At 35.3% G+C, this 14,314-nt stretch carries 10 protein-coding genes; 5 read left to right on the plus strand and 5 right to left on the minus strand.

Going from position 1 to position 14,314, the window contains the following annotated elements:
- The first annotated feature begins 377 nt into the window (after positions 1–377).
- The 4 genes from addB to pepT all read left to right on the plus strand — a co-directional run bounded on the left by addB (position 378) and on the right by pepT (position 9,932).
- Positions 378–3,842 carry a helicase-exonuclease AddAB subunit AddB gene (gene addB / locus NBE98_RS15230; RefSeq protein WP_250815868.1) on the plus strand — a complete coding sequence of 1,155 codons (3,465 nt, stop codon included), beginning with the start codon at positions 378–380 and terminating at the stop codon, positions 3,840–3,842.
- Positions 3,820–7,632, plus strand: coding sequence for a helicase-exonuclease AddAB subunit AddA (addA, locus tag NBE98_RS15235; RefSeq protein ID WP_250815869.1), 3,813 nt, complete (start codon positions 3,820–3,822; stop codon positions 7,630–7,632). Before addB ends, addA begins: the two co-directional genes overlap by 23 nt.
- Positions 7,633–7,740: 108 nt before the next feature.
- Positions 7,741–8,697 (plus strand): 3'-5' exoribonuclease YhaM family protein, encoded by a 957-nt coding sequence (locus tag NBE98_RS15240; RefSeq protein WP_250815870.1) that lies wholly within the window; start codon positions 7,741–7,743, stop codon positions 8,695–8,697.
- A 17-nt stretch (positions 8,698–8,714) separates the two neighbouring features.
- Positions 8,715–9,932: a peptidase T gene (gene pepT / locus NBE98_RS15245; protein WP_250817595.1), complete on the plus strand. Its 1,218-nt coding sequence runs from the start codon at positions 8,715–8,717 to the stop codon at positions 9,930–9,932.
- A gap of 37 nt (positions 9,933–9,969) precedes the next feature.
- On the opposite strand, the gene NBE98_RS15250 is transcribed toward pepT, so the two are convergent.
- From NBE98_RS15250 to NBE98_RS15260, 3 genes are all read right to left on the minus strand, one after another.
- Positions 9,970–10,263, minus strand: a complete 294-nt coding sequence (locus tag NBE98_RS15250) for a DUF7489 domain-containing protein (protein ID WP_250815871.1) — start codon at positions 10,261–10,263, stop codon at positions 9,970–9,972.
- Between the two features lie 90 nt (positions 10,264–10,353).
- A complete protein-coding gene (gene rbr / locus NBE98_RS15255; protein ID WP_250815872.1) occupies positions 10,354–10,947 on the minus strand; it encodes a rubrerythrin in 594 nt (197 codons plus the stop codon).
- A 115-nt stretch (positions 10,948–11,062) separates the two neighbouring features.
- The gene (locus NBE98_RS15260) at positions 11,063–11,710 is read right to left on the minus strand and encodes an adenylate kinase (RefSeq protein WP_250815873.1); all 648 of its coding nucleotides are present in this window, start codon (positions 11,708–11,710) and stop codon (positions 11,063–11,065) included.
- Positions 11,711–11,986: 276 nt separating this feature from the next.
- On the opposite strand from NBE98_RS15260, the gene NBE98_RS15265 reads away from it, so the two are divergent.
- Positions 11,987–12,715 (plus strand): polysaccharide deacetylase family protein, encoded by a 729-nt coding sequence (locus NBE98_RS15265; RefSeq protein ID WP_250815874.1) that lies wholly within the window; start codon positions 11,987–11,989, stop codon positions 12,713–12,715.
- A 31-nt stretch (positions 12,716–12,746) separates the two neighbouring features.
- Here the strand turns inward: NBE98_RS15265 and NBE98_RS15270 are convergent, their stop codons facing one another.
- Complete coding sequence (locus NBE98_RS15270; RefSeq protein WP_250815875.1) at positions 12,747–13,148, minus strand: hypothetical protein; 402 nt, start codon at positions 13,146–13,148, stop codon at positions 12,747–12,749.
- A 151-nt stretch (positions 13,149–13,299) separates the two neighbouring features.
- On the minus strand, positions 13,300–14,259 hold the full coding sequence (gene uvsE, locus NBE98_RS15275) for a UV DNA damage repair endonuclease UvsE (protein ID WP_250815876.1): 960 nt from the start codon (positions 14,257–14,259) through the stop codon (positions 13,300–13,302).
- Positions 14,260–14,314: the final 55 nt, after the last annotated feature.

The raw sequence follows: 14,314 nt of genomic DNA on the forward strand, positions 1-14,314 counted from the left end.
GAGAAATCCAGTGTTTTCATAGGCTTGGGCGTAGTAGAATTATTTAAAATTAATTAAGATACAAAAGTTATTTTTAATATCGCAGACTTGCACAAGCTTTTACTCGCAAGAGGACTGATATAACTATAAATGGTTATATGGTTAAATGGTTGACTGGCTATATGGTTAAACATATGAATGGCATATGCGGCTGTTGAAATTGAATAAAAACAACATATTTTACAGCCGTATCTTAAATTTTAACCTCTGTTTTATAAAATCAATAATGTGTTATAATTATAATATAAATAGTCTATTTAAATTCAAATTACCTTCTTTGATAGTAAAATCAGAGAAGGTAATTTTTATAAGCGAAATACAAAAAGGTGGTGAAAGCTATGAGCCTAAAATTTATTTTTGGCCGCTCTGGAAGCGGAAAGAGCACTTATTGCTTAGAAAATATAAAGCAGGAGTTTGAAAATGGAGATCCGGATAAAAAGCTTGTTTATCTTGTGCCGGAGCAGTTTGACTTTCAGGCTAACAGAAATCTTGTTGAGGTTGTTGGAGAAAAAGGTATACATAGAGCAGAGGTTTTGAGTTTTACAAGAATGGCGTATGTGGTTGCAAATGAGGTTGGCGGGATTACGAGACTTCATATGAATTCTGCAGGAAGAAATATGCTCATATATAGAATAATTGAGGAAGTTAAAAATGATTTAAAGGTGTTTGCAAGAGCAGGGAAGCAGGCAGGCTTTATTAATATAATGTCTGAGGTTATTACTGAGCTTAAAAGATATAATGTAAATCCTGCTTTGCTTAGTGAAACTGCAGAAAGGCTTAATGAAAATGAAATGCTTAAAGGTAAGCTTAAAGATATAAATCTGATATTTGAAAAGTTTGAAGCCCATCTGCACGAAAAGTATATAGATGCTGAAGACCAGCTATCTATGCTTGCAGAGAAGCTTGACAAGTGCAGCTTGTTTGATGGCGCTGAAATTTGGATTGACGAGTTTTCTACCTTTACACCTATACAATACAAGGTTATTGAAAAGCTGCTTAAGAAAGCTGAAAGAGTTAATATTACCTTAACCACAGACTGCCTAACAAATGGAGGAGCGGCGGATAATACGGATGTTTTTGCTCCAATTAAGAATACTGAGAGAAGGCTTTTGGAGCTGCTGGAAAACAATAACATAAAGTATGAAAAGCCTGTATGCTTAGGAAACGAAGGATTATATAGATTTAATGAAAGCAGTGAGTTAAGCCACCTTGAAAAATATTATTATCATTTTCCATATGAAATTTTTAAGGGAGAAACAAAGGATATACATGTCTTTAAAGGGCTTAACATGTACAGTGAAATTCAAAGTGCTGCAAGGGATATAATAGCACTTTGCAGGGATAAAGGCTTTAGATTTAACAATATTGCAGTTGTTACTAGGGACTTGCAAAGTTACGAGAAGCTTGTTCAGGCTATCTTTTCTGAGTATGATATCCCTTACTTTATAGATAGAAGAAGAGATATAAACAGCAATCCGCTTATTATTCTTTTAAATTCAGTTATTGAGATTTTTACAAAGAACTGGTCCTACGAAGCGGTATTTAGATATTTAAAGACTGGTCTTGTTAATCTTGAAAGAGAAGAAGTGGACGTTATTGAAAACTATGTGCTTGCAAACGGAATACGTGGTAAAAAGTGGACTGAAGAGCAGTGGAACTATGGCATAGATTATAATTTCGAATCCGAGGAAAAGGAAGAAGAAAAACTAAGTAAGATAAATGATATAAAGGGTAGAATAACACAGCCCCTATTTACCCTTCAAGATAAGTTAAAGGGCAAAAAGACAGTTAAAGAGATATGCACAGCCATATATGAATTCTTAGAGGAGATTGGGGCTGGAGCAAAAGTTGAACAGTGGGTTGAGGATTTTAAAGTGCAAAAACAGCTTGACATGGCTAACGAATACAGTCAAGTTTGGAACGTAGTGCTTGAACTTCTAGACCAATTAGTTGAAATTCTTGGTGAAGAGCAGGTTAAGCTTGAGGAATTTGTAAAAATCCTTACCACAGGAATAAATGAATACGATATTGGTGTTATTCCACCAGCTTTAGATCAGGTGCTTGTGGGCGATATTGAGCGTGTTAAGAGCCACGAGATTTCTGCACTGTTTATTATTGGAGTGAACGATGGAATATTTCCTAAAACCTCTGATGATGAAGGTATTTTAAGCGATAGTGATAGAGAAAGCTTAAAGACTCTTGGACTTGAAATTGCAGCAGATACTAAGTCTCAAGCTTTTGAGGAACAATTTTTAGTATATAGAAGCTTAAGCTTTGCAGGAAAGTATTTAAGGCTAAGCTACCCAATTGCCAACTTTGAAGGCAAGAGTATGAGGCCATCAATAATTATTTCAAGAATAAAGAAGATTTTTCCTGAGCTTGTTGAAGGCAGCGATATTATTAAAGATGACAGTGATGAGGTAAATTTGCAACAGATTGTTGGAGAAACCTCTTCCTTTAATGAACTCATAGCAGCACTAAGAGCAGAAGCAGAAGGAAAGAGTGCAAATGCGGTCTGGTGGGATGCTTATAGATGGTATATGAATAAAGAAGACTGGAAGGAACGCTGCAGAAGAGCTTTCGCAGGTTTATCCTATAGCAATCAAGTAAGTGCGGTAAGTTCTGCAAAAATAAAGGAGCTTTATGGTGCACCTCTGCAATTCAGCGTTTCGAGACTTGAAAGATATGCCTCATGCCCATTTTCCTACTATGTTCAGTATGGACTTAAGGCTGCAGACAGAAAGGTATATGAATTCAGTATGCCTGACCTAGGAACTTTCATTCACGAGGTTTTAGACCAGTTTTCGGATAACCTTGAAAAGGAAAAAGGAAGCTGGAAGGACTTGGAGGAAAGTTATGCAAAAGAATCTATATCCATGATAGTAGATGAAAAAATAAAACAGAGAACAGGATTTATCTTAAATAGTTCTCCTAGATACAAATATATGGGTGACAGGCTTAAGAGAATACTTACAAGATCAGTTGACATCATTGCAAAGCAAATATCTAGAAGCAGTGTTTCAAATGTAGCCCATGAAGCAGAGTTTGGCAAAAAAGGAGAATATCCTCCTATAACTATTCAGCTGCCTTCAGGAGACAAGATAGATCTTATAGGAAGAATTGACAGGGTAGATGAATTGGAGCTGGAAGATGGTACTTATATAAGAATTGTTGATTATAAATCGGGAAACAAGGGCTTTAAGCTTTCGGATGTTTACTACGGACTTCAGCTTCAGCTTTTGGTTTATCTTGATGCTATATTGTCTAATAAGGAAAAATATATAGAAAAAGGTGCCTTTCCAGGAGCAGTTCTTTACTTTAGAGTGGATGATCCTATGGTATCCAGCCAAGGAGAGCTTACTCAAAAGGATATAGAAGATAAGATTCTTAGAGACCTTAAAATGAGAGGACTTCTTCTAAAGGATATAAAAATAATTAAAGAGATGGATAATGAGCTTGAAAACGGCTATTCTGCTGTAATTCCTGCTCAGATTGTAAAAGGTACTGAAATTGGAGAAAAAACCTCAGGGGCAACTCTTGAGCAGTTTGAGCTATTAAGAAAGTATGTAAGAAAAATAGTAGTAGATCTTTGCGAGGATATGCTTAAGGGAAATATCAGCATTAAACCCTATAAGAAGAAAAGTAACACACCTTGCTCTTACTGTAATTTCGCAGCAATCTGCCAGTTTGACACAAGTATTGCTGATAACAAATATAAATATTTAAATGATAAGAAAAATGATGAGGTATGGGACTTGATGAGAAAGGAGGTAGAAGCTAATGGCAGAAGCAAGGTGGACTAAGGAGCAGCAGCAGGCAATTATAACAAGGCACTGCAATCTTTTAGTTGCAGCAGCAGCAGGTTCAGGTAAGACTGCAGTACTTGTTGAGAGAATTATTCGGATAATTACAAATGAAGAAAGCCCTGTGGACATTGATAAGCTTTTGGTAGTTACCTTTACAAATGCAGCAGCTGCGGAAATGAGAGAGAGAATTGGAGATGCAATTGCTAAGGCACTTGATAAAAATCCAAACTCTAAAACTCTGCAAAGACAGCTTACTCTTTTAAACAAGGCAAGTATAACTACTATGCATTCCTTTTGTCTTAATGTTATAAAAAACAACTTTCACAGAATAGATTTGGACCCAAACTTTAGAATAGCTGATAGTACTGAAGAAACATTGCTTAAAAATGAAACTCTTCAGGAGCTTTTTGAAGAGTGCTACGCAGAAAATGAAAATAATTCGGATTCAGACTTCTTAAGGCTTGTTGAAAGTTATGGGGGAGGAAGAGATGATTTAAAGCTTCAGGAGCTTGTTTTAAACCTATATGAATTTGTAATAAGCGGACCTTGGCCGAAGAGATGGCTTATAGAAGCTTCAGAAGATTTTAATGCTGCAGAAGACTTTGATTTTGGAAAATCCAAGTGGGGAAAAATAATAATAGAAAGTATTAAAGTAGATCTTTTGGGTGCTAGGGGCTTGATATACAAAGGCATGGATATGATTAAGGACTCAAAAGGCTTGGAACCGTATGGTGAAACCCTTCAAGCTGATCTTGATTATGTAAACTATTTATACAGCCAATGTGATGGAAGCTGGGAAAAAATTTATAATGCTTTTATGGATAGTGACTTTATCAAGCAAAAAACACTTCCTAGAAAAGCTGAATATGACAAGGAGCTTTCAGAGAAGTTTAAGGAATTTAGAACTATGAAAATAAAGCCTGCTGTAAACAATATTAAGAAGGACACCTTTAAATTTAAGCCAGAAGAGATAGGTCCTAAGCTTAGTCAAATATATCCTCTTATGAAATGTTTGGCAGAGCTAGTGCTTAGATTTGATGAAGAGTACAAGAAAAAGAAGAGAGAAAGAGGATTGCTGGACTTCAGCGATTTGGAGCACTTAACTTTAAACATTTTAACCTCTGTGGATGAAAACGGAGAAATAGTTCCATCCGAGGTAGCGCTGCAATTTAGAAAATACTTTGATGAAGTACTTGTGGATGAGTATCAAGACAGCAATAATGTTCAAGAAGTTATTATAAACATGGTGTCTAGAAAGCTAGCTGACAACCATAATGTTTTTATGGTAGGTGATATCAAGCAAAGTATTTATAGGTTTAGGCAAGCAGATCCTGGGCTATTTCTTGAAAAGTATGAGAACTATTCAAGAGAAGAAGTGTCAGAAAATAGAGTTATAACTCTTTATAAAAACTTTAGAAGCCGTGAAGAAGTAATTGACGGTGTAAACTATATATTTAAAACAGTTATGTCTAAAACTGTTGGTGAACTTGAATATACTGATGAGGAGGCTTTAAATTTAGGTGCCGACTATAAGTCCTTAGAGGATAGTGAGGCAATTGTCGGGGGACCTGTAGAGCTTCACCTTATCGAAAAGGTAGAAAGCACCGAAATGGAGGCTTTTGAAGATAACGAGGAGTCAGGAGATAAGGCAGGAACTGAAGAGGATATTGAGGAAGAGGATTTAGATAATATTCAGCTTGAAGCAAGAGTTGTGGCAAGAAGAATAAAAGAATTAATGGTGGAAGCAGAAGGAAAGAGCTTTAAGGTTTTTGATAAGACAATAGACAGCTATAGGCCGGTTCAATTTAAAGATATTGTAATACTTCTTCGTGCAACAAAGGACTATGCCCCAGTATTTGTAGAGGAGTTGGGTATTCAAGGTATACCAGTTTATGCGGATACTGGCAGCGGTTATTTTGATACTATAGAAATAAGAACTATGATGTCTCTGCTTCAAATAATAGATAATCCTCTGCAGGATATTCCTTTAATTGCAGTGCTTCGCTCTCCGGTATTTGCTTTCACTCCAGAAGAACTTATTGATATAAGACTTATGGATAAGAAGCTGCCCTTTTATCAGGCTATAAAAATGTATGCTGAAAATACAGAAAGTAAGGATGAAGTATTAAAGAAAAAGGTTGAGGATTTTATAAGAGTTCTGGAGAAATGGAGGAACAAAGCACTCCATATGCCTATAGATGAGCTTATATGGTATCTTTATACTGAAACTGGCTACTATGGATATACAGGGGCTATGCCTGGAGGGGTTCAAAGACAGGCAAACCTTAGAATACTTTTTGAAAGAGCAAGGCAGTTTGAGCAGACCAGCTATAGAGGTTTATTCAATTTCGTTAATTTCATAAACAGACTTAGAACTAGCAGTGGGGATATGGGAAGTGCAAAGATTCTTGGAGAAAATGAAAATGTAGTTAGGATAATGAGTATTCATAAGAGTAAGGGGCTTGAATTTCCTGTTGTTATACTGGCAGGCAGTGGAAAGAACTTTAATCGAATGGATCTTAAGAGAAATATTTTATTCCATCAGGAGCTTGGTATTGGCCCTGACTTTGTAGACCCTGAAAGAAGAATCACCTATCCAACCATTGTTAAGCTTGCCTTAAAGGGGAAGATAAATCTTGAAACTATGTCAGAAGAAATGAGAATTCTTTATGTAGCCTTTACAAGAGCAAAGGAAAAGCTTATTATAACAGGTTCTGTAAAGAAGCTTGAAAAAACTTGTGCATCCTGGTGGGATAGAACTGAGAAGGACAGTGACAAGGTGCCTGAGTACAGCATGCTAAAAGGTAACTCTTATCTTGACTGGATAGGACCAGCGGTTGCCAAGCATGTAGATGGTAAGTTAATAAGAGATTTAGCAGGTGCTCAAGAGTTTGAAAAAGGAATTTTGACGGATGATAAATCCCACTGGGTAGTAAAAGCATGGAATAAGTTTGATATTATTGAGCAGAAAGATGAACATTCTGTTGAAAATGCAGAAGCAGAAAGGGTAACTTGCGAGAATCTTGAAGAACTAATTGATGATAAGCCAACAAGTGAATACAAGGAAGAAATTCATAGAAGGTTAAGTTGGAAGTACAAGTATATGGAAGCGTCAAGAATACCTGCCAAGTTTTCTGTTACAGAACTAAAGAGACTTGCAAATGCAGGAGGAATGGATGATTCACAGGCGTCAAACATGTTCACTCCAAAGCTTTTAAAAAAACCTAAATTCCTAGAAGAGAAGAAAGGCTTGTCAGGAGCAGAGCGAGGAACCATTGTTCACTTTGTTATGCAGCACTTGGATTTAAGAATGGTTTCTGACTATAATGCCATAGCTGATCAAGTAAGAAATATGGTTAAAAAGGAACAGCTTACTGAAGAACAGGCTATGTCTGTTAATATAAAGAGTATTGTAGGATTTTTCAACTCTCCACTTGGCAGCAGAATGCTAAGTGTTAAGGATTTTGATAGAGATTTAAGAAGAGAAATACCATTTTACATGAAGCTTAAGAGCACCGATGTTCACGAGGATTTACCAAAGGATCTTTATGAAAAAGAAATAACACTCCTTCAAGGCGTAATTGACTGCTATTTTAGAGAAAAAGACGGAATAGTGCTTTTAGACTACAAGACAGATTATGCTACGGAAGAAAATATGGAAGAAATAAAACAGAGGTATGAGAAGCAGATTTATTATTATGCTGAAGCACTGAGAAGGATTACTGGTGAGGAAGTTAAGGAAAAGTATTTATATCTGTTTGGCAATGGACGAACAATAAAATACTAAAACAGCTTTGACGTGGAGTTTAACTTTAGGCTTTACGTCAAATTTGTTTTTTACTTTAATTTTTATTATAATTAAGTTATTAAAATAAATAAAAGAAAGGAGATATTCATGGAGTTTAAGAAAATTAATGAATTTCAGTCAGGCGAAAGGATAGACGGCTTTTTTTTAATAAAGTCTGTGGACCTTAAGACTTCCTCAAACAGTAAAAAATATTTAGATTTTACCCTTGGCGATAATACTGGAGAAATAAATGCAAAGCTATGGGAGCTTGCAGAGGGAGACGAGAGCAGATACGAAGATAACATGCTTATAAAGGTTCGAGGTTCAGTAAGCACCTGGATGAACAGCCTTCAGCTTAAAATTGAAAAGCTAAGGGAAACTGTTCCTTCAGATGATGTTAATATAGATGATTTTGTTCAGGTAGCACCCTTAGAGCCTGATTTTATGTATGCTGAAATATTTAAGTACATAGATAATATGAAGAATAAAGATATTAAAAATATTGCTAGTATTTTATTTAAGGAAAACCATGATAAGCTTATGCACTATCCGGCTGCAAAGAAGAATCATCATGCTGTTAAATCAGGGCTTTTATATCATATCTTATCTATGCTTAGAGCAGGAGAAAAACTAAGTGAACTTTATACTTTTATAAATAAAGACTTGCTTTATGCTGGAATAATGCTTCATGATATGTCAAAGCTTGAGGAAATGGATGCCAGCGAACTAGGCATCGTAAGTGAATATACTATAGAAGGGCAGCTCTTAGGACATATTACCCAGGGAATAAAGAGGTTGGAATTGGTAGCTGAGAAGGTTGGAGCTGACAAAGAAATAGTTATGCTGCTTCAGCATATGATACTTTCTCACCACTATGAACCTGAGTATGGAAGTCCGGTAAAACCAATGTTTGCAGAGGCCGAACTACTGCATCACCTTGACATAATAGACGCTAGGATGTATGATATGAAAAGGGTTGCAGATGAAACGGAAAAGGGCAGCTTTTCTGAGAAGGTGTATTCCCTTGAAAATAGAAGAATATATAAACCGACATTAGAACAATAGCATAGGAGGAATTAATGATGAGCAATGTAGTTGAAAGATTTATTAAGTATGTTAAATTTGATACAAAGGCTGACGATGCTTCAGAAACAGTACCAAGCACACCTGGTCAGCTTATACTGGCAAAGGAACTGGGAAAAGAACTGGAAGAGCTAGGACTTTCTGATGTTTCAGTTGATAAGAATGGATATGTCATGGCTACACTTCCATCAAATATAGAAAAAAAGGTTCCAACAATAGGCTTTATAGCACATATGGATACAAGTCCAGATATGTCTGGTAGCAATATTAAGCCTAAGTTCGTGGAAAATTATGATGGCGGAGACATAAAGCTTAATGATGAAGTTACACTTTCACCATCTGAAATGACAGAGCTTAAGGAATACATAGGAGAAACGCTGATAACTACAGACGGAACTACACTTTTAGGTGCTGATGATAAAGCTGGTATAGCAGAAATAATCACTGCAGTTGAGTATTTAATAAAGCATCCAGAAGTTCCTCATGGAACAATAAAAATAGGCTTTACCCCAGATGAGGAAATAGGAAGAGGACCAAATCATTTTGATGTTGAAAAGTTTGGAGCTGACCTTGCTTATACAATGGATGGTGGAGCAGTCGGAGAACTAGAATACGAAAACTTTAACGCAGCAGGTGCAAAGGTTACTGTACATGGAAGAAATGTTCACCCAGGCTATGCAAAGAATAAGATGATTAATTCTGTGCTTATAGCAAATGAATACATAGCTTCTCTTCCAGAAAATGAAACACCACAAACAACAGAAGGCTATGAAGGTTTTTACCACTTAAACTCCATAAGCGGTGATGTTGAGAAAACAGTTTTAAGCTATATTATAAGAGATTTTGACAAGGATAGCTTTGAAAAGAGAAAGCAGCATATGCAAGAACTTGCTGAAGAACTTAACAAGAAGTATCCTGGTAGAGTTTCAATAGAAATTAAAGATCAGTACAAGAACATGAGAGAAATGATTGAGCCAGTTATGCATGTTGTAGACAATGCAGTAAAGGCAATGGAGCTTGCAGGAGTTAAGCCTTTAGTTAGACCAATAAGAGGTGGAACTGACGGAGCAAGACTTTCCTTTATGGGACTTCCAACACCGAATATATTTGCTGGAGGCTTAAACTTCCACGGAAAATATGAATATGTACCAGTTTCTTCAATGGAAAAGGCTGTTGAAGTAATTTTAAAGCTTGTTGATTTATACGCAAGCATGTAAACTAAAAAGGACTGCATAACGCAGTCCTTTTTCATTGCTAAATAGTTTTTCTAGGGTGAATGTGACCTTTTTCCTTAATCATTCGGTCGCCAACTTCAACTGTTTTATAAGTGGTTTCATCCACTTCAAGTGTAAGCCTGTTTCCGGTATCTTTAAGTATTTGAAGTATAAAACATTTTTTATGCTGACCTTTGTAATAGTAATCTTTAGCTTTTTTTCCTTGGACTAGACCCGACCAAGTGCTTTCAAGCCTATATTTTTGAGCTGAGTAGATTGTAAAAGTTAGGGTTATAATAGCTGTCATTAAAACAAAAATCCAAAGAAGTTCCATAAGCAACAACACCTCATAACATTTTCTATTATATTATATTCAGCTGTGAGTTGTTATGCTTATGTGTACTAGCTTATTAAATTTAATTTGTTAAGCCTCTGGTTTAAAATTATAAGCTATTTGAAACCAACCTTGAGCATATTTGCATGCTGGGCATGCTTTAGGGGCCTCAAGGCCTTCATAAATAAAGCCGCAGTTTATGCATTTCCAATATTGATTGGTATCCTTCTTGTACAGTGTGCCATTCTTAAGAGCATCCATTAAATCAAGATATCTCTTTTCATGTGTAGTTTCAACTTGAATAATCTTTTTTAATGAGAACTCAATCTCTGGGAAACCCTCCTGCTTAGCTACTTCTGCAAACTCTGGATATAGCTTTCCCCATTCTTCCTTTTCACCTTCTGCAGCGTATTGAAGATTTTGTTCAGTGTTTCCATAACCTATGGGGTAATCAGCATCTACCTTTATGAAGCTTTTTCCAAGGCCTTGGATTAAATAATCAAAAAATACCTTGGCATGAGCTCTTTCCTCATTTGCAGTTTCATAGAAAATGTTTGAAATATACATGTGTCCTTCCTGCTCTGCAACTTTTGCGTAAAAAGTGTATCGATTTCTTGCCTGAGATTCTCCAGCAAAGGCCTTAGCCAGATTTTCAGCTGTTTTTGTTCCTTGTAAGCTTTTCATAATGTATAACCTCCGTATCTTGTTCTTAATCATACAGGCTTATTTTTCTCTAAAATAGATTTATTATGTACTAATCACAAAAAGTTAAAGCAGCAGGGGCTGCCCCTGCTGTATGTTAGTAATGACCTAAAGCGGTTTCTATATTTTGAAATACTATTTCTGCTGAACAGGCTCCATCAATCTTTGAAAGAAGCTTATTACTCCTATAATAAGCAATAAGTGGTTTTGTTTGAAGTTTGTAGACAGCTAGTCGATTGTTTAAAGCCGAAATAGTATCATCTTCTCGCTGAGTTAATTCCCCAAGGCAGTAATCACATTTATTTAAGAGCCTAGAAGGATTAAATCTAATGTGAAAGCTTGCGCCGCAGGAGGAACAAACTCGTCTTCCCACATTTCTTTCTATAACAACTTCGTTTGACACAGCAATAAATAATACTCTGTTTATAACTAAGTTGTATTTTTTTAGTAAGGTATCCAGGGCCTCAGCTTGTGTAATTGTTCTTGGAAAGCCATCAAGCAGAAAGCCTTTTTTGCAGTCAGTTTCTCTTATACGTTCGTCAACTATTTTTATAGTGATATGATCTGGAACCAAGTTACCTTTATCCGTATATTCTTTAACTAGCATTCCAAGGTAAGTTTTTTCAGCAATATTTTTTCTAAACATTTCTCCAGTGGAAATGTGAGGTATATCATATTTTTTACATATAAATTTTGCTTGTGTTCCTTTTCCAGCTCCAGGTGGACCTAGTAGGATTAAGTTCATGACAACACCCCCAGAAAATATTCGTAAATTTACATATGTGTTATACTAAATAAAATATGTTATATATTATTTTATTAAATTTCATAGTAAAAGTTGCATGGATTAAACAGAATCTGATGAATTGAAACGACTCCATAATATTACAAGTTAAAAAGTTACATCACTGGAATACAGTTAGCTTATACCTGTTAGTATTTAAATAAAGCTTTAAAATCCATAAATTAAGGGAATGCTAAAATTATTGCTTAGGAAGTTCCGAATAAAAGGAGGAGAATTATGAAAAGAAATACTAGGCTTATTGTATTTGGTATTTTTACTTTTATTATGGCTTCAGCTTGTTTTGTAGCTTGGAATGTTGCTAGGGCAGACTCTGACCAGGAAGAAGAAAAAGTGGTATATCTAACCTTTGATGACGGTCCTAGTTATATAATAACTAACAGAGTGCTGGATATCTTAAAAGAAAAAGAGGTTAAAGCAACCTTTTTTGTTGTCGGTAACAAAATTGAGGGAAGAGAGGATATTCTAAAAAGAATACATGAAGATGGACATTCGCTAGGGCTTCATACATATTCACATAAGTACAAGGAGATATACTCAAGTCATGATAATTTTGTAAAAGAAATGGAAGACGCAGGCGAAGCTGTTAAAAAAGTTATTGGTTTTGAACCAAAACCAATAAGGTTTCCTGGTGGAAGCAAACCATACTTGAATTCTAGTTTGTTAGAGAAACTGCACGAGAGGGGATACAAAGTTTTTGACTGGAATGCAAGCCTTTCTGACGGATTGAATTACAATATTTCTACAGAGAGACTTGTTAAAGAAGCACACAAGGTGGTTGGCGGCTCTAATTCAAAGGTATATTTACTCCTTCACTGCGATCAGACAAATAAGGCAACCGCTAAGGCGCTTCCTATGATAATTGATTATTATAAGAATCTTGGCTACGAATTCAAAACTATTACTGAAGATACTCCAGAATATTATTTTAGATTTAAAAAGTCTTAGAGCGTAAGCTCTAAGACTTTTATAAAGCAACCTATTTGTACAAATTATTAAAATGATCAGATCTGTTTTCTTGCTTTTCTACTGTATTTTTAAAAGTTTTATCGTCTATACGATCAGCATTATTATCTAAATAGTTAGAGGTATATTCATAGTTTCTCATTAGATTTTCTACTTCATCAACATTAACATGTTTACCATTAGAAATTATATTTTTAAGATTATTTATTTCATCTTCTCTTTCCTTTTGAATTTCCAAGGAGTGAATTACTGCCTCTGGAGATGCTATATCCGTGTGCTGTTCAAGATGCCTTTCAGTTCTAGTGTGCTTTTCTACCAGGTTAACTAGTTGATCAATTCTCTTAGCATTTTGATCTTCTACATTACAGTTTTTGTTGAAGTTGTTCTTATCATGATCATTAGCTTTCTTGCTCATAATGTTATTCCTCCTTTTAATAGTTACCAAAGAAAATCTCTTATGAGTATTTCCATTTGCAAACTGTTCGTAAAATTAAATTATTTATCTAAATCTAACACTCCAAATGTACGTTATTATTTTGAACTAAACTAGAACTTAAATACTATAATTACACTTCTATTGTTGTATTATCTATCCATTTCCATGATGGTCGTATATGTTTTATGTCCTCTATAAGTTGAAATAGTGCCTGATCCTTCTTTTTTGCTTCTAGCATAACATCAAAATCCTTATCTAATGGCTTACAAAGTTCAATAAAATCTATAAAATCCTCTGCATTTATATAATCAGCATGTTTCCTGTCATTTTCAGTTTCCCGAGGAGTGGAAAAATGAAATTTGGCAGGAAGCGGTTGATTATTCCAAGTAGCAAATATATCTGATATTAGACTTTCTACAGTTTCACCAGCGTTGTTGCACATATGATGGTGTACATCAAAAACTATTGGAGTGTCAAGTTGTTTGCAAATTGATAAGACCTGGGAAGAAGTGAAGGTTTTATCATCATTTTCAAGCATTAGTCTCGAGGTTATTTCTTTAGGAAAACTTTTGAAATTATTCACAAAACGCTTTATAGCTTCTTCTTTGCCGCCTTGAGCACTGCCTATATGAAGTACCATTTTACCATTAGGGTAATTCAAATCCTCAAATAGGTGCACATGATTCCATAAGTTTCTCTCTGAATTTACGACAACCTCCTCTCTGATACTGTTTATTACATTAAACTCGTCAGGATGAGTGTCGACTCTCATATTATTTTCCGTTATTAATCTTCCAAGTCTTTCAAAGTCAACCTTAAAAATTTTTCTGAAGTTCCAGCTTGACACATTGGGGTGAGTAGCTAGAGGAACCAGAGCTGAAGTTATTCTGTAAAAATGAATCTGACGTTCAACATTATATTGAAGTATTTTATATAAGTCATCTAAATTTGTGAGTGTTACTTGTTTTAGCTTGTTTAATTTTTGTTCATCGCTGCTTAATTTCATATAATTAGTATAGGTTACTGAGCTAGAAGAAGTAACCTTTGGAAGATTGAGAGCAATTGCAACATAGCCGAGCCTAACGCGCATTATAGATCCTCCTTTCATAAATATAGAAGGTTAGCTTGAAGTTTTAAGCTGATAT

It is taken from the genome of Clostridium swellfunianum, assembly GCF_023656515.1.
GTDB classification, from domain to species: Bacteria; Bacillota; Clostridia; order Clostridiales; family Clostridiaceae; genus Clostridium_AT; species Clostridium_AT swellfunianum.

Bases quoted from the DNA above. Each gene is read 5' to 3' on its own strand.
- NBE98_RS15260 (WP_250815873.1), bottom strand. From the start codon at position 11,710: ATGAACTTAATCCTACTAGGTCCACCTGGAGCTGGAAAAGGAACACAA.
- NBE98_RS15250 (WP_250815871.1), bottom strand. From the start codon at position 10,263: ATGGAACTTCTTTGGATTTTTGTTTTAATGACAGCTATTATAACCCTA.
- addB (WP_250815868.1), top strand. From the start codon at position 378: ATGAGCCTAAAATTTATTTTTGGCCGCTCTGGAAGCGGAAAGAGCACT.
- addA (WP_250815869.1), top strand. From the start codon at position 3,820: ATGGCAGAAGCAAGGTGGACTAAGGAGCAGCAGCAGGCAATTATAACA.
- NBE98_RS15270 (WP_250815875.1), bottom strand. From the start codon at position 13,148: ATGAGCAAGAAAGCTAATGATCATGATAAGAACAACTTCAACAAAAAC.
- pepT (WP_250817595.1), top strand. From the start codon at position 8,715: ATGAGCAATGTAGTTGAAAGATTTATTAAGTATGTTAAATTTGATACA.
- rbr (WP_250815872.1), bottom strand. From the start codon at position 10,947: ATGAAAAGCTTACAAGGAACAAAAACAGCTGAAAATCTGGCTAAGGCC.
- NBE98_RS15240 (WP_250815870.1), top strand. From the start codon at position 7,741: ATGGAGTTTAAGAAAATTAATGAATTTCAGTCAGGCGAAAGGATAGAC.
- uvsE (WP_250815876.1), bottom strand. From the start codon at position 14,259: ATGCGCGTTAGGCTCGGCTATGTTGCAATTGCTCTCAATCTTCCAAAG.
- NBE98_RS15265 (WP_250815874.1), top strand. From the start codon at position 11,987: ATGAAAAGAAATACTAGGCTTATTGTATTTGGTATTTTTACTTTTATT.